Annotated in this window: 26 protein-coding genes; 7 read left to right on the plus strand and 19 right to left on the minus strand. The window is 35.7% G+C overall.

Annotated features, from left to right (window positions below; translation table 11 throughout):
- The first annotated feature begins 330 nt into the window (after positions 1-330).
- From BP18_RS00335 to BP18_RS00355, 5 genes are all read left to right on the plus strand, one after another.
- Entirely contained in the window at positions 331-1,041 is a 711-nt protein-coding gene (locus BP18_RS00335) for a peptidylprolyl isomerase (protein ID WP_050771816.1), read from the plus strand.
- Positions 1,042-1,330: 289 nt separating this feature from the next.
- The gene (locus BP18_RS00340) at positions 1,331-2,083 is read left to right on the plus strand and encodes a DeoR/GlpR family DNA-binding transcription regulator (protein ID WP_007724909.1); all 753 of its coding nucleotides are present in this window, start codon (positions 1,331-1,333) and stop codon (positions 2,081-2,083) included.
- Positions 2,080-2,997: a 1-phosphofructokinase gene (gene pfkB, locus BP18_RS00345; protein WP_007724906.1), complete on the plus strand. Its 918-nt coding sequence runs from the start codon at positions 2,080-2,082 to the stop codon at positions 2,995-2,997. The genes BP18_RS00340 and pfkB overlap by 4 nt, the downstream gene beginning before the upstream one ends.
- A gap of 16 nt (positions 2,998-3,013) precedes the next feature.
- Positions 3,014-4,918: a PTS fructose transporter subunit IIABC gene (locus BP18_RS00350; protein WP_007724903.1), complete on the plus strand. Its 1,905-nt coding sequence runs from the start codon at positions 3,014-3,016 to the stop codon at positions 4,916-4,918.
- A 155-nt stretch (positions 4,919-5,073) separates the two neighbouring features.
- The gene (locus BP18_RS00355) at positions 5,074-5,958 is read left to right on the plus strand and encodes a cation diffusion facilitator family transporter (protein WP_029276009.1); all 885 of its coding nucleotides are present in this window, start codon (positions 5,074-5,076) and stop codon (positions 5,956-5,958) included.
- Positions 5,959-6,068: 110 nt separating this feature from the next.
- On the opposite strand, the gene BP18_RS00360 is transcribed toward BP18_RS00355, so the two are convergent.
- Both BP18_RS00360 and BP18_RS00365 read right to left on the minus strand, forming a co-directional pair.
- Complete coding sequence (locus BP18_RS00360; RefSeq protein ID WP_007724894.1) at positions 6,069-6,794, minus strand: amino acid ABC transporter ATP-binding protein; 726 nt, start codon at positions 6,792-6,794, stop codon at positions 6,069-6,071.
- Complete coding sequence (locus BP18_RS00365; RefSeq protein ID WP_007724892.1) at positions 6,787-8,268, minus strand: ABC transporter substrate-binding protein/permease; 1,482 nt, start codon at positions 8,266-8,268, stop codon at positions 6,787-6,789. The genes BP18_RS00360 and BP18_RS00365 overlap by 8 nt, the downstream gene beginning before the upstream one ends.
- 226 nt (positions 8,269-8,494) lie before the next feature.
- On the opposite strand from BP18_RS00365, the gene BP18_RS12680 reads away from it, so the two are divergent.
- Positions 8,495-8,665: an SPJ_0845 family protein gene (locus BP18_RS12680; RefSeq protein WP_007724890.1), complete on the plus strand. Its 171-nt coding sequence runs from the start codon at positions 8,495-8,497 to the stop codon at positions 8,663-8,665.
- Between the two features lie 28 nt (positions 8,666-8,693).
- Here BP18_RS12680 and BP18_RS00370 read toward each other — a convergent pair whose 3' ends face one another.
- From BP18_RS00370 to BP18_RS00400, 7 genes are all read right to left on the minus strand, one after another.
- Positions 8,694-9,011: a nucleoside triphosphate pyrophosphohydrolase family protein gene (locus BP18_RS00370; protein ID WP_007724887.1), complete on the minus strand. Its 318-nt coding sequence runs from the start codon at positions 9,009-9,011 to the stop codon at positions 8,694-8,696.
- 24 nt (positions 9,012-9,035) lie between these two features.
- On the minus strand, positions 9,036-10,331 hold the full coding sequence (hemL, locus tag BP18_RS00375; protein WP_029276008.1) for a glutamate-1-semialdehyde 2,1-aminomutase: 1,296 nt from the start codon (positions 10,329-10,331) through the stop codon (positions 9,036-9,038).
- Entirely contained in the window at positions 10,309-11,721 is a 1,413-nt protein-coding gene (gene hemA / locus BP18_RS00380) for a glutamyl-tRNA reductase (RefSeq protein ID WP_029276006.1), read from the minus strand. Before hemA ends, hemL begins: the two co-directional genes overlap by 23 nt.
- Positions 11,722-11,845: 124 nt before the next feature.
- On the minus strand, positions 11,846-12,433 hold the full coding sequence (yihA, locus tag BP18_RS00385) for a ribosome biogenesis GTP-binding protein YihA/YsxC (RefSeq protein WP_007724754.1): 588 nt from the start codon (positions 12,431-12,433) through the stop codon (positions 11,846-11,848).
- A gap of 328 nt (positions 12,434-12,761) precedes the next feature.
- Positions 12,762-14,009, minus strand: a complete 1,248-nt coding sequence (clpX, locus tag BP18_RS00390; protein WP_007724751.1) for an ATP-dependent protease ATP-binding subunit ClpX — start codon at positions 14,007-14,009, stop codon at positions 12,762-12,764.
- Positions 14,010-14,229: 220 nt separating this feature from the next.
- The gene (tig, locus tag BP18_RS00395) at positions 14,230-15,510 is read right to left on the minus strand and encodes a trigger factor (protein WP_007724747.1); all 1,281 of its coding nucleotides are present in this window, start codon (positions 15,508-15,510) and stop codon (positions 14,230-14,232) included.
- A 157-nt stretch (positions 15,511-15,667) separates the two neighbouring features.
- A complete protein-coding gene (locus tag BP18_RS00400) occupies positions 15,668-16,627 on the minus strand; it encodes a hypothetical protein (protein WP_035050136.1) in 960 nt (319 codons plus the stop codon).
- A gap of 240 nt (positions 16,628-16,867) precedes the next feature.
- Here BP18_RS00400 and BP18_RS00405 point away from each other — a divergent pair, with 240 nt between their 5' ends.
- Positions 16,868-17,155 (plus strand): hypothetical protein, encoded by a 288-nt coding sequence (locus tag BP18_RS00405; protein WP_007724743.1) that lies wholly within the window; start codon positions 16,868-16,870, stop codon positions 17,153-17,155.
- A 166-nt stretch (positions 17,156-17,321) separates the two neighbouring features.
- Here BP18_RS00405 and BP18_RS00410 read toward each other — a convergent pair whose 3' ends face one another.
- The 10 genes from BP18_RS00410 to BP18_RS00455 all read right to left on the minus strand — a co-directional run bounded on the left by BP18_RS00410 (position 17,322) and on the right by BP18_RS00455 (position 25,678).
- Positions 17,322-18,092: an acetyl-CoA carboxylase carboxyl transferase subunit alpha gene (locus BP18_RS00410; protein WP_029276004.1), complete on the minus strand. Its 771-nt coding sequence runs from the start codon at positions 18,090-18,092 to the stop codon at positions 17,322-17,324.
- 52 nt (positions 18,093-18,144) lie between these two features.
- On the minus strand, positions 18,145-18,993 hold the full coding sequence (accD, locus tag BP18_RS00415) for an acetyl-CoA carboxylase, carboxyltransferase subunit beta (protein WP_007724741.1): 849 nt from the start codon (positions 18,991-18,993) through the stop codon (positions 18,145-18,147).
- Between the two features lie 61 nt (positions 18,994-19,054).
- The gene (locus BP18_RS00420; RefSeq protein ID WP_029276000.1) at positions 19,055-20,422 is read right to left on the minus strand and encodes an acetyl-CoA carboxylase biotin carboxylase subunit; all 1,368 of its coding nucleotides are present in this window, start codon (positions 20,420-20,422) and stop codon (positions 19,055-19,057) included.
- Positions 20,423-20,426: 4 nt separating this feature from the next.
- On the minus strand, positions 20,427-20,858 hold the full coding sequence (gene fabZ, locus BP18_RS00425; RefSeq protein ID WP_007724739.1) for a 3-hydroxyacyl-ACP dehydratase FabZ: 432 nt from the start codon (positions 20,856-20,858) through the stop codon (positions 20,427-20,429).
- Between the two features lie 12 nt (positions 20,859-20,870).
- Positions 20,871-21,347: an acetyl-CoA carboxylase biotin carboxyl carrier protein gene (accB, locus tag BP18_RS00430; protein WP_007724728.1), complete on the minus strand. Its 477-nt coding sequence runs from the start codon at positions 21,345-21,347 to the stop codon at positions 20,871-20,873.
- A gap of 2 nt (positions 21,348-21,349) precedes the next feature.
- On the minus strand, positions 21,350-22,591 hold the full coding sequence (fabF, locus tag BP18_RS00435; RefSeq protein ID WP_007724724.1) for a beta-ketoacyl-ACP synthase II: 1,242 nt from the start codon (positions 22,589-22,591) through the stop codon (positions 21,350-21,352).
- A 15-nt stretch (positions 22,592-22,606) separates the two neighbouring features.
- On the minus strand, positions 22,607-23,344 hold the full coding sequence (gene fabG, locus BP18_RS00440; RefSeq protein WP_007724721.1) for a 3-oxoacyl-[acyl-carrier-protein] reductase: 738 nt from the start codon (positions 23,342-23,344) through the stop codon (positions 22,607-22,609).
- Between the two features lie 26 nt (positions 23,345-23,370).
- Positions 23,371-24,309: an ACP S-malonyltransferase gene (fabD, locus tag BP18_RS00445; protein WP_029275999.1), complete on the minus strand. Its 939-nt coding sequence runs from the start codon at positions 24,307-24,309 to the stop codon at positions 23,371-23,373.
- A 155-nt stretch (positions 24,310-24,464) separates the two neighbouring features.
- Complete coding sequence (fabK, locus tag BP18_RS00450; protein ID WP_007724714.1) at positions 24,465-25,421, minus strand: enoyl-[acyl-carrier-protein] reductase FabK; 957 nt, start codon at positions 25,419-25,421, stop codon at positions 24,465-24,467.
- A gap of 26 nt (positions 25,422-25,447) precedes the next feature.
- Positions 25,448-25,678 carry an acyl carrier protein gene (locus BP18_RS00455; RefSeq protein WP_007724713.1) on the minus strand — a complete coding sequence of 77 codons (231 nt, stop codon included), beginning with the start codon at positions 25,676-25,678 and terminating at the stop codon, positions 25,448-25,450.
- Positions 25,679-25,698: the final 20 nt, after the last annotated feature.

The following is a 25,698-nucleotide window of genomic DNA, read 5'->3' on the forward strand; positions in this document are numbered from 1 at the left end:
ACAAGAAAGCCAATTATCACATATCCTCTAAAAATGAAATACGCTCAGTATACCCAATTTTAGTCCATTATCTATTGTACGTTTATTTTATGTATTTGTCTATTTTAAATGAGGATATTGTCACTTTTCTTACGGATAAAACAAAAAAACAGCCTGTTTTTTTCAATTACACTCATTGTTCCATCATTTCATTTTAACTATTTAATTCTTTTCTCATTTGTAGTATAATTTACAGGGAACTTTTTTATTCTTAAGCGAGTTCGCTTAAATATTATAAGGACGTGTAATGTGAAAAGAAAGAAAAGCTATATTATTGGAATTACCTTGTTCATGATTGCAATAGGGCTAATGATTTTCGGAGTCCACTCGTTGTCACAGAGTACCGGAGCAAGCTTCACAACAATGTTTTCCCCAGCAAGCTCACTGACTCAATCAACAGATCTAGCTGAAGAAAATATTGATTTTCCTCAGTTAACTAAAGAAGTGAACGAAAATGAGATAGAAATTAAAATCGCCACTACATTTGGTACAATACGAGCTAAAGTCTTCCCAGATTTAGCGCCAAAAGCCGTTGAAAATTTTATTACTCATAGCAAAGATGGCTATTATGATGAGACGACTTTTCACCGTATCTTATCAAACTTTATGATTCAAGGTGGTGATCCCAAAGGAGACGGTACTGGCGGCGAAAGTATTTGGGGTGAACCGTTTGAAACAGAAATTTCGTCTCAATTATTCCATATCCGTGGAGCCCTTGCTATGGCTAAAACAAATGCACCTGTTTCAATAGGAAGCCAATTTTATATCGTTCAAAACCCATCAGATGTCAGTAAATTGGCGAATCCATCAACTACACCAACTAAAATAATGGAGGCTTATGCATCTGGCGGTTATCCTTCCCTGGACCAAAATTACACCGTTTTTGGGCAAGTAATTGAAGGCATGAATGTTGTTGATGAGATAAGTAACGTTAAAACGGATTCGCTTGGGAAACCTTTGAAAGAAGTTAAAATCGAATCTATTGAAGTAATAGAACGTTAATATCAAAAATGCAGAATAGGAAAGAAATCATGTTGATTTCTTTCCTATTTTTGTATAATCAATTCCTTAAATTCCAACTAATTTATTTACGGAAATTAAAATTGGTCTACTATCTTTTTACACTAATGGAAAGAACAACTGTTTTTATAAGACTATCTGGTATACGTCACCCATTACTTTAAGGTTTGTTATTTTTTAAAATAAAGCGATTAAAAAATCATGAAATCGGTTTATATTTGATTGCTTTTGACTGTTTTTGGTGGTAAAGTAACGATATTGGAGGGATAAAATGATTACTGAAGAACGATACAACTTCATAATAGAAAAATTAAATCATTATGGAGTGATCAAGTCCCAAGAACTCATGTTAGAAATGAATTGTTCAGAGTCCACTATTCGACGTGATTTAGCTTTATTGGAAGAACAAGGAAAGCTTGTACGTGTGCACGGCGGCGCTAAAAGAGTTTACACTGTTGAAAAAGAACAAACACTTACAGAAAAATCAATCAAAAACGTTCAAAACAAAAAAAATATCGCAAAATTAGCTGCTTCTTTTGTCGAAGATGGAGATACTATTTTTTTGGATGCAGGATCAACTACATTTTTCATGGTTCCGTTTTTAAAAGAAAAAAGTATTCATATCGTAACAAATGCGGTGCAACATGCTCTTCTTCTTTCAGAACAAAATAATGACGTGTTACTAATTGGCGGAAAGTTAAAAAATACTACTCAAGCTATCATTGGAACTACTAGCATAGAACAATTATCACGTTATCGCTTCAATAAAGCTTTTTTAGGAATGAACGGGATTGATAAAGATTATGGGTTTACTACCCCAGATCCAGAAGAAGCTGCGGTCAAACAACAGGCTTTTAAGAACAGTTCAAAAGCATATGTTTTAGCTGATGAAACAAAATTTAATAAAGTTACTTTTGTAAAAGTCTGTAATATTGATGATGCATTAATCATTACAGATCATCTAACGGCTAAAAAATATGGAAGTTATTATACTACAACAACAATATTGGAGGCAAAATCATGATTTATACAGTAACGCTAAATCCATCAATTGACTACATTGTCCATGTCTCTGCTGTTCAATTAGGTGCATTAAATCGCATGGATAGAGATATCAAACTTCCCGGTGGTAAAGGTATTAACGTTTCTCGTGTGTTAAACCATATCGGCCAACCTTCTACTGCTTTAGGTTTTCTAGGTGGTTTTACTGGGAATTTCATTTCTGATTGGTTAGAAAAAGAAGGTGTGCATACTCAATTTGTTTCTATTAAAGGAGATACGCGCATCAATGTTAAATTAAAATCTGACACTGAAACAGAATTAAATGCTCAAGGTCCCTTAATTGAAAATGCTGAAGTTGAGCAATTAATGCAACAAATCGATTTATTAACTGCTCAAGATATTGTTATTCTCTCTGGAAACAAACCTCCTTCTCTGCCGGAAGATTTTTATCAAAATTTGATTGCGAAAGTTATTTCAAAACAAGCCAATTTTGTGATTGATACGACTGGAACAGAATTAATGAACGCTTTAGTGCATAAACCTTTGTTAGTAAAACCCAATCACCATGAGTTAGCTGATCTTTTCGGGACAACTTTCGAATCCGTTGAGGATGCAATCCCTTATGGGAAAAAACTGGTTGCTTTAGGCGCTAAACATGCACTCGTCTCAATGGCTGGTGATGGAGCTTTATTCTTTACAGGCGAAAAAGTTTATCAGGCTACTGTTCCTAAAGGCATCGTGAAAAATTCTGTCGGTGCTGGTGATTCTATGATTGCTGGTTTCATTGGAGCTCTTGTTGACACTAAAGACCCTCTAATAGCTTTCAAAAAAAGTGTCGCTACCGGAAGTGCAACAGCTTTTTCTGATGATTTAGCAACACGTTCTGAAATAGACGCGTTATTAGAAGAAGTTATACTAACAGAAATAACTTTATAAAATAGGAGGAAAAACAATGAATATTAATGATTTATTAATCAAAGAAGTCATGATTATGGATTTAAAATCAACAACTAAAGAAGGCGTTATTGATGAAATGGTTGCGAGTTTAAAAGCAAATAACCGTATTAACGATGCTGATCTATTCAAAGAAGGCATTATGCACCGTGAATCACTTACTTCTACAGGTTTAGGCGATGGAATTGCAATGCCACACGCTAAAACAACCGCGGTAAATGAAGCAACTGTTTTATTTGCTAAAAGTACAAATGGCGTTGATTACAATTCTTTAGATGGACAACCGGCGTTCCTATTCTTTATGATTGCGGCTCCAGAAGGCGCAAATGACACACATTTACAAGCATTGGCAAACCTATCTCGCCTATTGATCCATCCTGATTTCGTTTTATCTTTAAAAGAATCTAAAACACCTGAAGAAGTTCGCTCACTTTTTGCAGCTGCTCAAGACGTACAAGAAAAAGAAGCTGCCGCTGAACTAGAAGCAACTAAAGCTCCAAAATTAAATCAAGATGTTAAAAAACCATTTGTGATTGCAGTAACGGCTTGTCCGACAGGTATTGCGCACACTTACATGGCTGAGGATGCATTAAAGAAAAAAGCCGCTGAAATGGGCGTTGAGATTAAAGTAGAAACGAACGGTTCTGACGGTATCAAAAACCGTTTAACTGCTGAAGATATCAAAAGAGCTGATGGAGTTATCATAGCTGCTGACAAAAAAGTTGAATTAGCTCGTTTTGATGGAAAACCAATGTTGCAACGTCCAGTTAGTGACGGCATTCGTAAAACGGAAGAATTGATTACTAAAGCTATGAATAAACAAGCTCCTATCTACTCATCAGAAGGACAAAAAGACGAGTCTGTTGATAATGAAGAGTCTGGTTCATGGGTTAATCGTGTCTATAAAGATTTAATGAATGGAATCTCAACTATGCTACCTTTTGTTATCGGTGGCGGAATATTAATGGCTATTTCTTTCTTAGTAGAAAGCTTTTTAGGTGATTCTAATGCCCTCTTCTTATTCTTGAATACTGTTGGATCGAACGCCTTTAATTTCTTAATTCCTATTTTAGCTGGTTATATTGCTTTGAGTATTGCTGATCGCCCTGGTCTAATGCCTGGTATGGTTGGTGGATTGCTTGCTGTGAATAGTAACGCCGGTTTCCTTGGCGGCCTTGCAGCTGGTTTCATAGCTGGGTATACAGTTCTAGCTTTGAAAAAAGCCTTAAAAGGATTACCACAATCACTTAATGGTTTAAAAGCTATTCTCTTCTACCCAATTCTTGGATTATTAGTTACTGGTGCTCTTATGTTCTTTATTGTTGGACCTATCTTCGCCACAATTAATCTTGCAATGATTACTTTCTTAGAAAACTTAGGTACAGCTAACGCAGTCATTTTAGGTGCGTTATTAGGTGGAATGATGGCTATTGATATGGGTGGTCCCTTCAATAAAGCAGCTTATGCCTTTTCAATTGGAATTTTCACAGATTCTGGTGATGGTGCTTTGATGGCTGCAGTAATGGCCGGTGGTATGGTTCCACCTCTAGCAATTGCTTTAGCTAGCACTTTCTTTAAAAACAAATTTAATGAAGATGAAAGAAAATCGGCTCTTACAAATTATGTAATGGGACTATCATTTATTACTGAAGGAGCTATTCCTTTTGCAGCTGCTGATCCTCTTCGCACAATTGGCTCTTCTGTTATTGGAGCAGCGATTGCTGGTGGCTTAACTCAATTATGGGGTATTACAATTCCTGCACCACATGGTGGTATTTTCGTTGTAGCTCTTTCAAATCACTGGTTCCTATTTTTAGTAGCACTAATCATCGGAACAATTGTTTCAGCTGTTATTCTTGGTCTTTGGAGAAAACCTGTTACAACTGAAGGATTGCTTAAATAGAAAAATAAGGTTACTTAAGGCTGAGGTTAGGACAAAATATCCTAATCTCAGCCTTTTTGTATCTAATTGAAAACTAATTGCTATTCTTCTTAAGTTTAGGTAAAATAGATTCTATTACTTAATTTCAAGTTGAAGGGACGTCGAACGTTTTGACGATGATAAAAGATCGTTATGAAGAACTAAAAATTGCTGAGCGTGGAGCAGTACTCAGTATTGTGACTTATCTTTTTATTGCGACACTTAAATTAACGATTGCTAACTATTCTGGCTCAAGTGCTTTACGAGCAGATGGATTGAACAATACAACAGATACCATTGCTTCAATCGCTGTCCTTATTGGATTGCGCTTGGCAAGAAGACCTCCTGATGACGATCACCCGTATGGCCATTGGAAAGCTGAAACCGTTGCAAGCATGGTCACTTCTTTCATTATGTTAGCGGTTGGACTAGAAGTTCTTATCTCTGCAGTGGAACATTTTTTTGCTCCTGAAAGGAACTCCCCTGATTTAGTTGCAGGTTATGCTGGCTTATTTTCAAGTATTATCTTGCTAGGGGTTTATTTGTACAATAGCAAGTTAGCAAAAAAACAAAAAAGTCAGGCATTAAAAGCCGCTTCGAAAGATACTTTCAATGATAGTTTAATCAGTTTTTCAACTGCTATAGCCATATTTGCTTCTAATTTTAATATGGCCTGGATTGATAGTGTAATGGCAATTATTGTTTCATTGATTATATTAAAAACTGCATTTGAAATTTTCAGAGAAAGCGCATTTGAATTGTCTGATGGCTTTAACGAAGAAGACTTAAAAAAATACCAACAAACCATTCTAACATTACCTGAAGTTTTAGAAGTTGCATCGATTAAGGCCAGAACCTATGGAACCATTATCCATGTCGATGTTGTGATAAAAACCGATCCTGAAATGACTGTTAAAAGAAGCCACGAATTAACGGAGCAGGTTGAAATTCTATTAGCAGCTGATTTTGAAGTTTTTGATACAAAAGTTCATGTTGAACCAAGTACTATGACTATCGGCTAAAAACCTCTTGTGACTGATGTAGTGATTAATAAAAAAAGGATCTACGCCATTTATTTAGCGTAGATCCTTTTTTACGTTTCTTATTGATCAAATAGCTTAACACTAAATTATTACAGTATTTTAGCTAAAAAATCTTGAGTTCTTTCATGTTGCGGGTTATTAAATAGTTCTTCAGGTTTACCTTCTTCAACAATATAGCCGCCATCCATAAAAATCACACGATCAGCTACTTCTTTCGCAAAGCCCATTTCATGAGTCACAACTACCATGGTCATACCCACATCAGCTAAATCTTGCATAACTTTTAAGACTTCTCCTACCATTTCAGGATCTAAAGCAGACGTTGGTTCATCAAACAGCATCACCGCCGGATTCATAGCTAAAGCACGAGCGATGGCTACCCTTTGCTGTTGTCCACCTGATAAACTAGCAGGATAAGCATCGGCTTTGTCAGATAGTCCAACTTGTTCTAATAATTTAATTGCACTGGCCGTTGCTTCTTGATCTGATAGTCCTTTTACTTTTACAGGAGAAACTTTCAAATTTTCTAGAACAGTCATATGAGGAAATAAGTTAAAACTTTGAAAAACCATACCCATTTTTTCTCGCAATTGATTTATTTTCGTTTCATTTAGACCAGTTAAAGCCGTTCCTTCAAAAATTACTTCTCCACTTGTTGGTGTTTCTAATAAGTTTAAACAACGAAGTAATGTACTTTTTCCTGATCCAGAAGGGCCAATAATAACCACTACTTCACCTTTTTTTACTTCTTGATTGATATCTGTTAAGACTTCATTAGTGCCAAACGATTTTTTTAAATGATCTATTTTAATCATGATTCATCTTCCCTTCATAATGATTTAATAACTTAGTTAAACTAAATGTTAAGATAAAGTAGATAATCATCGTCACAACTAAAGGAGCGATTCCTCTATATGAAACGGATGTTACTACTCTTGTTTGGAAAATTAAATCACTAACCCCAATTATTGAGACAATCGAACTTTCTTTAATCACTGTGATAAATTCATTTCCTAATGCTGGCCAAATATTTTTAAGTGCTTGTGGGAAAATGATTTGACGCATCGCGATTTTTTTACTCATACCTAAACTTCTAGCAGCTTCAGATTGACCTTTTGGCACTGAATTTAAACCAGAACGGATGATTTCACAAATGTAAGCTGCACTGTTTAACGACACAGCAATGATTCCGGATGCTAATGCTGGAATGTTGACTAAATAACCAACAGCAAAATAGATAAACATTACTTGGATCATCATTGGCGTTCCACGTACAAATTCAACATAAGCTGTAGCTACGAAATGGACGATTTTATTCTTACTCATTCTCATAAATGATAAAACTACCCCTAGTATTGAACCAAAAAAGACACTTACAACTGAAATAAGAATCGTATATCCGGTACCTTTTAAGAAATAATTCCAATAATTCAAAATACTGTTGCTTTCAGCTGATTCTTCTTCTGTCCCACCTTGTGCCTCTTGTAAATGGGTTCCAGCTTCTTCTAGATAATCAGAAATTAAATCTTGTTCACTGATTTCTGTTAAAGAAGAATTCACAGCTGCTACTAAAGATTGTGTATCTTTTTTAAACGCGATTGCACTACCTTGTTCGCCTTCTTCTAATTGAAATCCACCATCAAATGTTAGGATTTGGTTATCATTTCCTACATATGCTTCTGCACTAGGTTTTTCCATTAGCACAGCTTCAACTTTATTTGTCTTTAAAGCTAAAAGCAAATCGGTCGTTTTTGTTAAACTCAATATTTCTGAATCCGGCATTTGCTCTTGAGCGAGTGTTTCTTGTAAAGAACCTGTTTGAACGCCAACTTTCAAGCCTTTTAAATCAGCCGTACTTTTATATATTTCTTTGTCGGCTTCTCTTACAACAATATTTTGTCCTCCTGTATAATATACCTCAGAGAAATCCACACTTTGTTTACGTTCTTCAGTAGGGCTCATACCCGAAATAACCATATCGACTTTTTCTGATTCTAATGCCGGTAACAAACTATCAAAACCGATATCCTCGATTTTTAATTCGACTCCTAAATCTTCGGCAATTTTTTGAGCAATTGATATATCCATTCCGACAATGGTATCTTTTCCATTCACTGTACTGTGAAATTCATATGGTGGAAAATCAGCACTCGTACCTATTACCAAAGTTCCTTTTTCTTGAATATCTTCTAATGCCGTATCAGCAGCAAATACTGTTTCAACGGGTATAAAAAAACTAAAAACAGCAATTAAACTCAATACAACTAAATATAATGATTTCTTTATCATAATTTTTCCTCTTTTCTACAATCTTCTACTTTTAACTTATAAATTATCATAACAGATAAAGGATATTTATACAATATATTTTAAAAATATTTACTTTTTTTCACTTTAATACTACTTTTATACATATATAAATGTATATATTAGTTTGAGCCGGAAATTATATAAAAACATTGTTTTATTTCAAATTTGGGATTACTATAAGGATACAAGAAAAAGGAGGCTGATTATGGGACTAATTCATAAATCAGAAACAAGCTTAGATGAGTTGTTTAGTAAATTTGCTATCGACCCCGAAGATGAACTTGATTTTTCTAAATCTGAAAAGGACTTGCCTTTAGATGAAGACGAAAAAACTAATTCTTTAGAAAAAAAAACTAAAAAAAGAAACGTTAAATGATAATCATCATTCAACGTTTCTTTTTTTGTTAGTCCATTCGCTTACGACTGCGTTCTTCAGAAAAGCCATCTGGATAACGTTTTTTTAGTTTTTCAATATTTTGTATTGCTGCTTCTTCAAAAGGAATGTCAGCCCATTCCGCAATTTGAGAGAGATACCATAAAACGTCTCCAAGTTCTTTAGTTAGTTCTTTTTTATCTAAATCATGACCATGGAAAGTATATTTTTTAACTAAATCAACCAATTCACCGGCTTCACTCGCAACGCCTAAAGCACAATTAGTCAAGACTTGTTCGTTTCCATATAAAGTACGATTGGCTAGCTTTTGATATTCATTAAATTCCATTTGAAAATAACTCCTTTAGTCTTTCTATTCTAAATTTTTCAATGCTTTAAAACTAGCTTCCATAGCATCTAAGGTTTGTTCAATGTCCTCAATAGTATGAGAAGTAGATAAGAAAATTCCTTCGAATTGAGAAGGAGGTAGTAAGATACCATGATTGATCATTTGTTTATAATAATCGGCAAAAAATTGTGTATCACTTGCTTTACTTTGCTCATAGTTGGTTACGGGTCCGTCATTAAAGAATAACCCTATCATACTTCCAGCTCGATTGATTGTAATAGGAACATCATATAGAGCACTTAATGAAAGGATGCCTTTTTCTAATGCATCGCCTAAAGACTCAAAATGATCATAATCTTTTTCCGTTAATTGAGATAATGTAGCAATGCCTGCAGACATCGCAATAGGGTTACCAGATAAGGTACCTGCTTGATAGACACTGCCCGCTGGTGCAATATGTTCCATTATGTCTCTTCTGCCACCATAGGCTCCTACTGGAACCCCTCCACCAATCACTTTGCCTAAACAAGTTATATCGGGCAATACATTATAGTACCCTTGTGCGCTGTAGTAACCAACTCTAAAGCCCGACATTACTTCATCAAAAATCAATAAAGCACCATCTTTTTCTGTTACAGACCGTAAGCCTTCTAAAAAACCTTTTAATGGGGGTATAACTCCCATATTTCCCGCTACAGGCTCAACAATAACTGCTGCAATTTCACCCGGATACGCTTCGAAGAGCACTTCAATCGCTTCTAAATCATTGTAAGGAGCTACTAGCGTATTCGAGGTAGTGCTTTTTGGAACTCCTGGTGAATCAGGCAATCCTAGTGTTGCAACTCCGGATCCAACTTTTACTAATAAGGCATCGTCATGTCCATGATAACTACCTTCTAGTTTCACTATTTTATCTCTATTTGTAAAACCACGTGCTAAACGCAATGCACTCATAGTTGCTTCTGTTCCGGAATTAACAAAACGAACCATTTCTACAGAAGGTACACGTTGAATCACAAGTTCAGCTAATTGATTTTCTAAGAGTGTTGGCATACCAAAACTGGTCCCAGAACTTGCTGTGTGTTGAATTTTATCTATGACTTGATCATTTGCATGACCTAGAATTAAAGGGCCCCAACCTAAGACATAGTCAATGTAGTCATTTCCGTCTATATCAACCACATGGCTTCCTTTACCTTTTTGAATAAATACAGGAGGTACATCTACCGATTTAAAGGCCCTTACAGGACTGTTTACTCCTCCTGGCATTAAATTAAGTGCTTTTTCAAAAGCTTGTTCAGATTGTTTCGTGACTCTCAATGCTGACCCCTCCACTTTCTACTACAAGTACTTCAGATGGTTGTTCCGAATTCTCCAATTCCACTGAAAGTCCTAATGATTTAGCGAATAATTTTAAGTCTTTTTTCGATTCTTTTGAAGCATTTTTTCTGGCAAATTCTTTTAAAGATTCAACTGGTATGCGCTTCATCTGATTAATCATACTTTGCATATGCTTATCAATTAAACGAATTTGATGTTGGGTTAATTCAGGCAATTTATTTTCTAAACTTGTTAATGTCAGTTCTTTTAAATTCAGCATTTGTTCGTTAAGCTCTTGTAAATAAGGAACGGCTTTTCTTTCTAGATACCATTGTTTAAATTCTGCTACCTCTTCACTTAGTTCAACTTTAATTTTTCTAACGACTTTATCTTTATCAAGATCGGCTTCTTCTAAACGAAAACTAATTTGGTCCATATCAAATACTTGAATACCTTCAATGTATTGAATACTAGGCTCGATATTTCGCGGAACCGAAAAGTCCATAAACAACTGTTTTTTCAAAGTTAAACGAATGGTCGCCATTTCTTCAATCGTTTTTCCGGTTATCAAATGATAGGGTGCTTTTGTAGCAGTGACCACTCCATCGGCCGCCGCTAAAGACATTGGCAGATGATTAAAATCAGCTGTAAAGAAATAACGTTTTAACACATCTGAATGCCGTGTTTTTTGTGCCCATAAATTCAATTCATGTGCTAAGTCATTTACTTTCTGTTCGTTACGACCAATTAGGGTTATATGAGTAGCGCCTTGATAAAATAACGTTTTAGCCGTTAAACGAATCATTTTTCCTGATCCAATCAAAAGGAAACGTTTGTCTGCTAAGCTATCCCATTCTTCTTTATATAATTTAACCGCGGCAGTTCCGGGATTGTACGATAACTTATCTAAGTTTGTTTTAGTATGCATTTTTTTAGAAAAAGAAATAGCCTTATTAAACAAAGAATTTAGAATTGGACCAGATGTTTTTAGTTCAACAGCCATAGCAAACGCTTGTTTCACTTGACTCAAAATCTGCGTTTCGCCAATGATCAATGAATCAAGCCCAGTTGCTACATTAAATAAGTGTTCAGCAGCTTCATGATTCGACTTTCCATAGCTTGTTGATATAACTTCAGAAATTTCATATCCTGTATGATTTGAAAGAAAACGAAGCATTTCTCCATGCATAAATTCATTTTGATCAATATAAAGATAGTATTCTGTTCGATTGCACGTTGAAAGAATGACAGCTTCTTTAACACCTGAAAAAGATTTTATCTCAGCGAGTTGTTCAGGTAACTGTTGTTCTTCAATTGTATAATGTTCTCTAATTTCTATCGGCGTCGTTTTGTGACTAACCCCGTATAATAAGATTTTCAATAGTACCATCCTCTAATTTTCCATCATTATAATTGATAAAAAACAGAAAAAGATAGAATGCTAATTACCGTTCTATCCCTTCTATTTTAGCTCATCAATTATTCTTGACTTGTTTAATTGCTACAAAAAGAAGTTAGTCTTTAATGTATGATTCAATCAAGCTCCAAGCCTGCTCTTTACCTTCTCCTGTTTCAGAAGAAAAAAGAACGAAATGGTCTTCTTCTCTTATGTTTAATTTATCTTTAACGATTTTTATATGTTTGTTCCATTTTCCCCTTGGAATCTTGTCCGCTTTTGTAGCAACTACGATAACAGGAATAGAATGGTACTTTAGAAACTCATACATTTGTACATCGTCTTCTGTCGGCGGATGTCTAAGGTCTACTACTGAAAGAGCTACTTTTAAAGTCTCTCTTTGAGTAAAGTAAACTTCAAGCATTTGTCCCCATTTTGCCCGTTCTGTTTTTGATACCTTAGCGTATCCGTAACCTGGAACATCTACGAAATAAAAACTATCTTCAATAATATAATAATTTAATGTTTGAGTTTTTCCTGGTTTTCCTGATGTTCTAGCAAGCCCTTTTCGATTAATCATTGTATTAATAAATGATGATTTCCCAACATTTGAACGACCGGCTAAGGCTATTTCAGGTAACCCTGTACTTGGATATTGAGCAGGCGAAACCGCACTGATGACAATATCAGCTTTATTTACTTTCATTTTCTAATCTCCATCTCTAATTATAAATTCTTTTATCATTTTAACATATTAATGTAATCAATGATATTTTAAATTTAAATCAACCTCGACTTTCCCCTTAGAAACTCATAGTTCAGATGAACAACTAAAGCAGCAACCGTGTTAACTTTAGATTTAAGACGATATCAAGATGCTTACAAATGAATTTTGGCTATTCATTAAGCCATTCTTTTTGAGACTCTCACTATTTGCCGAAAAATCTAAATAAAACGGAGTTAAGACAAAATAAATTGTCTCAACCCCGTTTAGTTGGTTTATTTGATGCCATAAAGCTATGATTCAAGCAAAATTAATTTACTTTTTTACCTTCACTATCATAAAACTCAGGAAGTCCAGAACCACTTACAGTATCTTTTGTAATCACACATTTAACGATTTCTGGTCGACTAGGTAAGTCAAACATAATTTCTAACATGATTGATTCAATAATGGAACGTAAACCACGTGCACCAGTATTGCGTTCAATTGCTTTTTTAGCAATTTCTGTTAAAGAATCTTCTTCAAATTCTAGTTCAACATCATCCAAACCTAATAATTTTTTGTATTGTTTTGCAAGTGCATTTTTAGGTTTTGTTAAAATATGGACTAAATCATCTTCAGTTAATTTTTCTAACGCAGCCATAACCGGCAAACGTCCGATAAATTCTGGAATCAATCCAAATTTCAATAAATCTTCTGGGATAATTTGTTGCATAACGCTTTGGCCTTCTTCTATTTTTTTCTTAGCAGAACCAAAACCAATAACTTTTTCTCCCATACGATTTTTAACAATCGTTTCAATTCCGTCAAAAGCTCCACCAACAATAAATAAAATATTGCTTGTGTCTAATTGAATGAACTCTTGATGAGGATGTTTTCTACCGCCTTGTGGAGGTACATTTGCAACAGTTCCTTCTAAGATTTTAAGCAAGGCTTGTTGAACACCTTCCCCACTTACATCACGTGTAATCGATACATTTTCGCCTTTACGCGCAATTTTATCAATTTCATCAATATAAATGATTCCTTTTTGAGCACGTTCTACATCATAATCAGCTGCTTGCATTAGTTTTAGAAGAATATTTTCAACGTCTTCACCAACATATCCAGCTTCTGTCAGACTTGTAGCATCCGCAATCGCAAATGGAACATTTAAAATACGAGCCAAACTTTGAGCCAGAAAAGTTTTTCCGGATCCTGTTGGTCCAATTAAACAAATATTACTCTTTTGCAATTCTACGCCATCTTTTTCGTCTCCACCAATTTGGTTTACACGTTTATAATGGTTATAAACAGCTACAGATAATGATTTTTTAGCCTGTTCTTGTCCAATAACATAATCATTTAAGATGCCTCTAATTTCTTGAGGTTTAGGCACTTCTAAAAATTCGCCATAACCTGCATCACTAAATTCTTCGTCAATAATTTCTTTACATAAATCGATACATTCATTACATATATATACACCTGGACCAGCAACAATTTTTTTCACTTGGTCTTGAGACTTGCCACAAAAAGAGCAGCTCACAGGTCCTTTTGTTTCTTCATCATTAAACATTCCTGTCCACCTCTATTCTCATTCGTACCACTTACAATAGTAGCAGATTTGCCGCTCATAATCCAATGAGAATCGTTCAAATCTTAAATAGCATAGCATAATTTAGGCTCTAAAGCTAGAATTTAACCTGCTTCTCTTTTAGGCAAAAAAAGACTCCAAAAAGAATAACTTTTGAAGTCCTTTTTTTGTTAGTTTTAATTTATGCTTAACGAATCAGCAATTATTTTTCTTTAGCTGTTTCAGTAATTAAATCAATTGCTTTTTTCATTGAAATGTCATGTTTCAACATTTCTGGAGTCAATGCAGCACGGACAGCTTTTTCATCCATACCATATTGTTCGCCTAAGTTCTTGATTTCTTCATTTACTTCTTCTTCAGAAGTTTCAAACGATTCAGCATCAACGATTGCTTCAAGAACTAAGTTTGTGCGAGTTCTTAAATCAGCATCTGCTTCCATTTGTTTGTGTAAGTCTTGTTCTGTAGTACCCGTAATTTGATAGTACATTTCAGGTGAAACACCTTGACGTTGCATATCGTTTAAAAATACATCCATTTGACGGTGAACTTCATCGTGAACCATTGCCCATGGAAGATCTTCAATTTTTGCATTGTCAACGGCTTGACGAATTGCAGCTTCTTCAATTGCTTCATCAGCAGCAGCATTTTTAGCTTCTGTTAATTGAGTTTTGATTTTTTCTTTCAAAGCTGCTAAAGTTTCAACTTCTTCGTCAACATCTTTAGCAAATTCATCATCTAACTCTGGTAATTCTTTTGCTTTAACTTCGTGTACTTTAACTTTAAATGTTACAGCAGCACCTTTTAAGTCTTCAGCATGGTAATCTTCAGGGAAAGTTAAATCAACGTCTAATTCATCTTCAGCTTTAACGCCAACAAGTTTTTCTTCAAAACCTGGGATGAATGAGTTTGAACCCAATTCTAATGAATGATTTTCGCCTTTGCCGCCTTCGAAAGCAACGCCGTCTTTAAATCCTTCATAATCAATAACAACTGTGTCGCCATCAACTGCAGCATCTTCTTTCAATACCAATTCAGCTTGTGCAGCACGTTTTTGTTCAATGTTTTCTTCAACGTCTTTGTCTGTTACTTCACGGTCTTGTTTTTCAACTGTTAAGCCTTTGTATTCACCTAATTCAACTTCAGGTTTCACAGTAACTTCAGCTTCAATAACCCAAGCTTCGCCTTTTTCCATAGATTTAACATCGATTTTTGGTTGAGCAACTGGATCAAGTCCAGCTTCTAATACTGCAGCATCATATGCTTCAGGTAATACAGCGTTCAAAGCATCTTCGTATAAAGCTTCTTCACCATATTGTTTGTTGAAGATTGTACGAGGAACTTTCCCTTTACGGAATCCTGGTACGCTTAAGGTAGATTTTACTTTGTTAAAAGCAGTATCTAGACCTTCTTTAATTTTTTCTTCTGAAATTTCAAATGTTAAGACACCATCATTTGTGCCTTTTTTTTCCCATTTAGCAGTCATGTTATATTTCCCTCCGAAACACTCTATTTTTCGCAATAAAAAAGCAATTGCATACTCATTAATAGTACACTAAAGGCATAAATTTGTAAATAAAAACAACGAATTAAGGGTAAAACAGCTTGACCGTCGTCACATACCAGCCAATATCATAAAAAGCTTAAGCTAAATCCTTTAGTTCTTCATCAATCTTGTGCATCCATTCTTCCATCTCTTTAGTATCAGATAGGGATTCATCAGATTCTTGGTAGAAGTTATCATATCGTTTTTGATACAGTTCAACCCATTTAAGCGGAGAAGTTATGACTTCATTAATGAATGGGTACAGCATGAAAAAGTGCAGGTACGCTTCTTGAATCATAGCTTGATACAAGGTAGGGTCATTTTGTTCCACACGTTCAGATAATAAAGCCATAACTTCCTGAACATTTGCATGATTTTTAATGGAAGTTAATGAAGCCGGCTGAATTGTTCTTTTTTCTTTCATCCAATAAACGTCAAATTCACCCGCTACTTGCTCTATAGCTAATCGTTCAATAGCAGTCGCTTTAATAATGCCATTAACATAAGGGTTTGATAATATCGGCTTAACTGCTTCAATAAAAGGTTCTAATGGAATTTCTTCCAATCCTTTCATAATAGTAGATTGTTCAGCAAACGATTTATTTCCTAAAGAATAAGCTTCTTTTAGCAAGTATTGGATTTTTTTCTGTTTTTCTAACTCAATTTGAGCTTGCTCTTCTTCCAACATCTCTTGAATAGCTAACCAATTTTCATTAGCCTTATTCGTTAGTGGGAATTTTTTTTTGCGAAATACTAGCGCTTGTTCAGCTTGAAGAAATAAATGGCACTTTATTAAAATAGCTGTATAAAAAATGGTTAAGGACTCTTCTTGTTCATAAAAAGAGTATTTATCATCTGCGATCTCTTTAGCTTTTTGATAGTCTCCCACTTGGTATAATGCAGTTGTATAATTTGTATTTAATAGCTCATCTTGTTCTAATTGATAGGCTTCTTCAAAGAACGGAAGAGCTTCTTCCATTCTTCCTGATAAAAAGCGCTCCATCGCTTCTTTTTTATACCACTCATAATTTTTTGGAAAGGGTACTGTTTCTCCCATTATGTCACACTCCTGCATTCATGTTGTTCAGTTTTTATTCTTCATTTCCCTTTTTTATTCAGTCTTTATTTTAGCATACATTTGTTTACTAAAGTGATAGAAAATAATCCTTTAATTAATTTTTATACTGATAGATTTATTTCATAAAGTATTATATACTGTACGGTGCGCACATTTGTCAAACGAATCTTTTGGCATTGTAAAACAATTAACTACCTACATTCTAAAGGAGGTTCCTAAGTGAATCAAGGCTATGTAAAAGATCTTATGGTCGAGGAACAAATTGAGTTGCAATCAATCTCAAATATTATCTTTGTAGAAACGATTGCTAGAGGTTTTTATGAGTTGAAGAAAGTAACTGTTGCTTTACCAGATGGTTTTCCTTTAGGACGAATCTATTCTAGAGAAATGCTAGGCAAATTACTTTTAGATGATCACCGCTATAGTATTTTAATTGAAACAAACGATGGCAAGTATCTTTATCAATCTTCTACAGTAAAAATACCAAAAATTGATTTACCCACCTAACTAGAGTCTAGCATTTAGAAATTGACCGTTCGCTGAGTATTGCTTTTGGGCTTCAAACAGTCAACAGGCTCTATGCAAGCAAAACGGTCTATGCAAAAAAAGATAGAAAAGCTTTTTACGGCTTTTCTATCTTTTTTTATTGATTAATTTTAGTATCGAACAGTCATCAATATTTTCTAAAACGTTGGTAACGTTCTTCAACAAGCTGATCAGGTGTTTTTGCAGAAAGTTCTTCCAATGTTGAACTAATCGTCTCACGCATAGCTTTAAGGATATCCTCGTGAGGCAATAAACCTTCTTCATTCGTTTCAGGTAAAATGGAATCAATTATATCAAGACCTAATAAATCTTGAGCCGTTAATTTCATCAGTTCAGCTGCTTCTTTCGCTCTTGATGCATCTTTCCATAATATAGAAGAAAACCCTTCAGGTGACAGGACAGAATACATCGTGTGTTCCATCATCCACACTTGGTTTCCCATAGCTAAAGCTAATGCTCCGCCACTACCACCTTCTCCAATAATAATAGAAAGAATAGGCACTTTTAACTTACTCATTTCGATTAAGTTACGAGCAATGGCTTCACCTTGTCCTCTATTTTCAGCTTCAACGCCACAATATGCACCAGAAGTATTAACAAAGGTAATCACAGGTCTATTAAATTTTTCCGCTTGTTTCATTAAACGTAAGGCCTTTCGATATCCTTCTGGATGAGGAGAACCAAAATTCCGCAGAATATTTTCTTGTACTTCGTGCCCTTTTTGATTCCCAATAACCGTTACAGGTTTTCCATTTAAGGTTGCTACTCCACCTACAATAGCTTTGTCATCATGAAAAGATCGATCGCCATGGAATTCAATAAAATCGTCAAATACCGATTCCATGATCTCTAAAGCAGATAATCGTGATGTTTTTCTTGATAAAGCAACGATTTCCATAGCTTCTTTCAACTATTTCACCTTCTTTATAAAAATACTTACTTGACTGTTCTTAGTAATGGATACGTAAGATCTGACTCAAAGTTGCTTTTAATTCTTTTCTTGGAACAATCTTATCGATAAAGCCATTTTCTAAAACAGACTCAGCAAGTTGGAAATCATCCGGCAGTTCTTCATTTATGGTTTGTTCAATCACTCGTCTGCCAGCAAAACCAACTAACGCTTGAGGTTCAGATAAAATGATATCTCCTTGCATCGCAAAACTGGCTGTTACGCCACCTGTAGTTGGGTCGGTTAATACTGTTACATACAGTAGACCTGCATCACTATGACGAGCAACGGCTCCACTAATTTTTGCCATCTGCATCAGCGATAAAATACTTTCTTGCATTCTCGCACCACCAGAGGCTGTAAAAACAATGACCGGTAGTCTTTCAGCAAGCGCTCTTTCAAATGTCCGCGTAATTTTTTCACCGACTACTTTCCCCATACTTCCCATTATAAAATGAGAATCCATTACACAAATAGCCGTTTCTAATCCATCAATTAGCCCTTTTCCAGTTAAAACAGCCTCATGGAGTTTAGTATTTTTTTGAGCTTTTTGAATTTTCGTATCGTATTCCGGAAAATCTAACGGGTTTTCAAATGGAATATCTTGATTCCATTCTTCAAAACTGTCTTCATCAATGGTTAATTCGATACGTTTTTGAGCTCGAATTCTGAAAGTATAGCCGCATTCCGGACAAATTTTTTGCGTGCCTAAATCTTTTGTATAGATGGCTTTTTTACAACTAGGACATTGTGCAAACATGCCATCTGGTACCATAGGCGTATCATTTTCTTCATTAATTTGCGTGTGTTTACTAATTGGTATATACGCTCTTTTTTTAAATAACTGCACATTGTCACCTCTTTTATTTACTGCTTATTAGTGAAATGTTTTTTGTTGATCCAAGACAAACTTATTCAACACGAGGTACCCATTCTTTCAGGAAAACGTCTTGCAAAAAGCTTGTATCGTATTCTCCATTAACAAATCGCTTATCCATTAACAAATCTTCTTGGAAAAATTGATTGCTGATAATCCCATCAATAACCATTTCACCTAAAGCACGTTGCATTTTTGCAATGGCTTCAGCACGATTTGCGCCTTTTGTAATGATTTTAGCAATCATTGCATCATAATAAGGCGGGATATCTGCTCCCGCAAACATCGCACTATCAACTCGTAATCCATTTCCACCACTAGGCATCAATAAATAATTGATTGTTCCTGGTGAAGGAGCAAAATTAAACGCAGGATTTTCAGCATTGATGCGGCATTCGATCGTATGTCCAGTTAAACGAACGTCACTTTGTTGAATAGACAGCTCTGCTCCACTTGCAATCAATAATTGTTCTTTTACAATATCAAATTCAGTGGCCATTTCTGTTACCGGATGTTCAACTTGGATACGCGTATTCATTTCCATGAAATAAAACTCACCATCTTGGTCCAGTAAAAATTCAATCGTACCTGCATTTTTATAACCAACATACTTTGCAGCACGAATAGCGGTTTCACCAAGTTTTTTTCGTTGTTCTTCATTGATAGCAACAGATGGAGACTCTTCAATCACTTTTTGATTATTCCGTTGCAATGAACAATCACGCTCACCTAAATGAATCACATTTCCATAGTGATCACCTAGTAATTGTACTTCAATGTGACGTGCATGTTCAATGATTTTTTCCATATACATTTGATCATCGCCAAAAGCAGCTTTCGCTTCATTTTTAGCACTATTGAATGCGGAAACTAACTCTTCACTAGATAGCACTTTTCGCATGCCTTTTCCGCCTCCGCCAGCTGCGGCTTTAACCATTACGGGGTATCCTAATTGATCTGCCAGTTGTTTAGCTTCATTAGTATCGGTAATAAAGCCTTCACTTCCTGGAATAACAGGTACATTTGCTTCAATCATAAGAGCACGCGCATTCGCTTTATTCCCCATTTGGTCAATAGTACTCGCATCTGGTCCAATAAATGTCACATTCATTTCCTGACACATGGTCGAAAATGTACTATTTTCAGATAGGAAACCAAAACCTGGATGAATGGCTTGTGCATTCGTCACAACGGCTGCACTTAAAATACTTTGCATATTCAAATACGAATCCGCAGCTTTTGCGGGTCCAATACAGATAGCTTCATCCGCTAACTGCATATGCAACGCATCACGGTCTGCTTCAGAATAGACAGCAACCGTTTTGATTCCCATCTCACGACAAGCTCGAATAATCCGAACAGCGATTTCTCCTCGATTGGCAATTAATATCTTATTAAACATCGTCTTATCTACCAATGATGAAAGTTAATTCAGCTTCACAAACTTTTTTTCCGTTTACGTAAGCTACGCCTTTTCCGATACCAGCATAATCTTTTAATTTAACAATATCAACTTGCAACATTAATTGATCACCAGGAACAACTTTTTTACGGAATTTAACTTTGTTCATTCCGCCTAAGTAAGCTGTTTGACCTTTAAAGCGGTCTAACGTAAGCAAAGGAATCGATCCTGCTTGAGCTAATGCTTCTAAAATATAAACTCCTGGCAATACCGGTTCACCTGGAAAGTGTCCTTGGAATACTTCTTCATTAATCGTAACATTCTTAAGTGCTACAACGTGTTCACCTGGTATCATTTCGTCAACACGGTCAATGAAGTAAATAGGGTAACGATTTGGGATCAGTTCTTGGATTTCTTTAATATTCATAGTTGTCATTTGTGTTTCCTCCTAGGCGATTCTGAACAACGGTTGATTAAATTCAACGACTTGTTCATCTTCTATTAATATCTCAGTAATGGTTCCTTCAATTTCACTTTTAATTTCATTCATTAATTTCATGGCTTCGACAATACAAAGCGTTTCTCCAACAGACACTTTATCGCCAACTTTTTTGAAAGCAGGTTGGTCTGGTGACGGTGATGTGTAGATAACGCCCACAATTGGCGAGTGAACTAGTGCGCCCTCGGCAATAGACTCAGCAATTGGAGCAGTTTCTTCGATAATAGAAGAAGTTTGTAAATTTTCTTTACGAACGGGTTCGCTAAATCTTGCTTCTGAATCAGTTGAAACCGATTGATGGCTGATTTGTTGAGTAGCTGTATTTTTACTCATTCTTAAATTCACATTGTCCATTTGCAAATCGAATTCAGTTAATTCTGATTTGTTCACTAGATCTAGAATTTCTTTTACTTGATTGAAATCCATTATTACTGACCCTCCCATTTCTTAAAGCATGTTACGGCATTGTGTCCGCCAAAGCCTAAAGAATTGTTTAGAGTGTATTTGATATCTGCTTCACGTCCAACATTTGGAATGAAATCTAGATCACAGGCTTCATCTGGTACTTGAAGGCCAATAGTAGGTGGTAAAAAGCCGTCTTGAAGAGCTTTCACACATGCTACTGCTTCAATAGCACCTGCAGCACCTAATAAGTGTCCAGTCATACTTTTCGTACTTGAAATAGCCACATTTTTTGCTTCTTCGCCAAAAGCATATTTGATTGCCATTGTTTCAGCTGAATCATTCGCTCCTGTACTAGTTCCATGAGCATTGATGTACCCAACGTCAGCAGGTGTAATGCCAGCTTCGGCCATTGCATCTTGCATTGCACGCCCAGCGCCACTTCCATCTGGTGTCGGAGCAGTCATATGGTAACCGTCTCCAGTTGAACCGTATCCAACGACTTCAGCATAAATTGTCGCACCGCGTTCTAATGCATGATCTAAACTTTCAAGCATCAAGACTGCCGCTCCTTCACCCATAACGAAACCATTGCGTTCTTTGTCAAAAGGAATAGATGCACGGTCAGGATCTGTACTTTTTGATAAAGCTGTCAATGCAGCAAAACCTGAAATACCGATTTCGTTGATTGTGCCTTCAGCTCCACCCGCAAGAATCACATCTGAATAACCATGTTTGATGTTGCGGAATGCTTCACCAATTGAGTTGTTACCAGACGCACAAGCTGTAACAATGGATGTATTAATTCCTCTTGTTCCAATTGCAATCGAAATATTTCCAGCAGCCATATTTCCAATCGCCATTGGTACGAAGAAAGGAGCTACACGTTGCGGCCCTTTTGTGTTCATTTTAATGATTTGTTCTTGCATAGCGTTTAATCCACCAATACCAGAACCCACGATGACACCAAAACGGTTCATATCTGTTTTTTCACGATCAATGCCGCTTTCTTCTACAGCTTGAACTGCAGCTGCAACACCGTATCTTGAAAATTCATCCATCCGTTTTGAAATTTTACGTTGCATATAGTTTGTTGCATCAAAATCTTTCAATTCACCAGCAACAGTGATTCCTGTTTCGGTGGCATCAAATTTTGTAATCGGTGCTATGCCGTTTTTTCCAGCTTTAAGTCCATCCCAAAATTCAGCTACTGTATTTCCTAAAGGTGTCACAGCACCCATTCCGGTAATTACTACACGATTTGTCATTTTTTTTCCTCCTTCTTAACCATTCATAACCATTCCGCCATCTACATTGATGACTTGACCTGTAATGTATTTATTTTCACTTAAGAATACTGCAGCTCTTGCAACATCTTCTACGTTACCTAAATGTTTCAAAGGTATCTGACTAACCGCTTGTTCTTTCATCTTGTCAGATAATACATCTGTCATTTCTGTATCAATAAAACCTGGAGCAATAGCATTTACAGTGATTCCTCTAGCAGATAGTTCTCTAGCGGCAGATTTTGTTAAACCAACAACGCCGGCTTTACTTGCTGCATAGTTTGCTTGTCCGACATTTCCTACAAGACCAACTACACTAGCCATATTAATGATAGTGCCGCTTTTTTGTTTTAGCATGACTTTTGATGCATGACGAATCGTATTAAAGGTTCCTTTTAAATTAACCGAAATTGTTTGATCGAAATCTTCCTCAGACATGCGCATTAAAAGCATATCATTTGTAATCCCAGCATTATTTACTAAAACATCGACACTTCCAAAAACTTCTTTTGATTCTTCAATTAATTGTTTAGCAAAGTCAAAATCACTAACGTCACCTAAAATCGTGTGCGTTTTAACGCCATAACCTTCTAATTCGCTAATAAGCTCCTCAGAAAAAGGTTTACGCGCATTTAAAACGATATTTGCACCAGCTTTTGCAAATGCTACAGCAACCGCTTTTCCAATACCTCTTGAACTCCCTGTGACAATAACCGTTTGATTTTTTAAAGTCATGTGCTCATTCCTTTTAATGTATTAGGCTAAGCTTCTAGCTCTGCCAGTTTTTTCATTGTCTTTTCTAACGTTTTTTCATTTTCAACATTTAAAATGGTAACTGTTTTATCAATTTTTTTGATAAAACTACTCAATGTTTTTCCGGGACCAACTTCAATAAATGTGTCCACACCTAAATCAATCATTGTTCTGACACTATCTTCCCAATAGACGGGAGACATCACTTGTTTAACCATCATGTCTTTGATTTTCTCTTTATCCTTAAAGACTTCAGCAATTGTATTACTGACAACAGGAAGAGTAGGCTCATGAACTGAAATGGCCGTGATGGCTTCTTTTAACTGGATTGAAGCAGGTTCCAACAATTGTGTATGAAAAGGTCCACTTACTTGCAAAGGAACAACGCGTTTAGCGCCTTTTTCAAGTAAAATTTCTCCTGCTTTTTCAACAGCTTCTTTGATACCTGCAATGGCGATTTGGCCAGGCATATTGTAATTAGCTGGAGAAACAACACCTAGTATACTCGCTTCTTCACACGCATCTTTAATGGTTTGACGATCAAGTCCCATGATGGCACTCATTGCGCCTTTACCTAGTGGAACAGCATCTGTCATGTATTGGCCTCTTTTTTTCACCAATTGGACAGCTTCTTTAAAAGAAAGAACATTGGCTTTAACGAAAGCACTGTACTCTCCTAGACTTAAACCCGCTACAACAGCTGGTTTAATCCCTTTTTCTTCTAGCAATGCATCAATAGCTAAACTTACTGTAAGGATTGCAGGTTGAGTGTACGTTGTTTGATTAAGAGAGTCATTTTCTTCAAAACATAGTTTTGCCATGTCCAAATCTAAAAATTCACTGGCTTGATCAAAAACGTCTCGGACCACACTGTACTTTTCATACAATTCTTGACCCATACCAAAGTATTGAGCTCCTTGTCCACTGTATACAAAGGCAATTTTCATGTAGCTCTTGTCTCCTCTATAACGGTAATTTGCCTATAAAAAAAACCATCCATTTATACATATCAATTAGAGAAATAATTAAAAAAACTAGAAAACTATTTGAAGCAAAAAGAACTCCTTTTAGCTTTCTAGTTTTTTCATTTAAGTTCACCTTATTATAAAATGAGGTTAGCTTGTTCTTTTATTACTTCTTGATATTCATGCATTAATTCTTGGATGATCTCATGACAACTTTGTTCTTTAAAAACTAAACCAGCACTCTGGCCAGACATAAATGACCCAGTATCTTTATCGCCATCTATAACAGCGCGTTTTAAAGCACCATTACCAAGTTCTTCTAAACGATTAAAGTCTGGTTTTTCATCACTTGTGATGTCTTTTTCAATTTTTAAGTATTGACGTGTTAATTTATTACGAAGGACACGTACTGGATGACCAGTAATTTGACCAGTAATAACGGTGTCGATATCTTTTGCTTTTAAAATAGCATCTTTAAAATTTTGGTGAACTGTACTTTCGTGAGCAACAACAAAACGTGTCCCTAATTGAGCAGCTGAAGCGCCTAACATAAATACAGCTGCAACACCGCGTCCATCAGCGATACCTCCTGCTGCAATCACTGGAACAGATACAGCATCGACAACTTGTGGCACTAAATTCATAGTAGTTGTTTTTCCGATGTGTCCGCCTGCTTCCATACCTTCACAAATAATCGCATCGGCGCCTTCATTTTCCATTCTTCGAGCTAATGCTACTGAAGCAACAACTGGAATAACGACTGTACCGACACTTTTAAATTGATTCATGAATCTTCCTGGACTACCTGCACCAGTTGTTACTACTTTTACTTTTTCTTCACAGACAATTTTCACAACTTCTTCAACATGTTGCGATGTTAATAAAACGTTGATCCCAAAAGGCTTGTCTGTTAATCTTTTTGTTTCTTTAATCAGTTCTCGTACAATTTCGCCCGAAGCATGTCCACAAGCTAATATTCCTAGACCACCAGCATTCGAAACTGCACTCACTAAACTAGGATTAGCAACCCAAGACATTGCGCCTTGTATAATCGGGTATTTAATTCCCAGTTTTTCGATTAATTCAGACTGCATATGGAAACCTGCTCTCTTATAAAAAATTATTTTTTAGCTAATTCAGCTTCAACAAACGTTACAATATTTTGAACGGTGATTAAACCTTCTTCAGATTCAATTTTAATATCAAATTCATCTTCAATATCGTTGATGATTTGGAATAAGTCTAAGCTGTCTGCTTCTAAATCTTCACGGAAGTTAGTTTCTAATTGTACTTCTGATTCCTCTTTGTCTAATTGGTCCACGATAATTGCTTGTATTTTTTCGAATGTCATTTGTAATTCCTCCATTATAG

Origin of the sequence: Carnobacterium jeotgali MS3, from assembly GCF_000745125.1 — a bacterium.
GTDB lineage: Bacteria > Bacillota > Bacilli > Lactobacillales > Carnobacteriaceae > Carnobacterium_B > Carnobacterium_B jeotgali.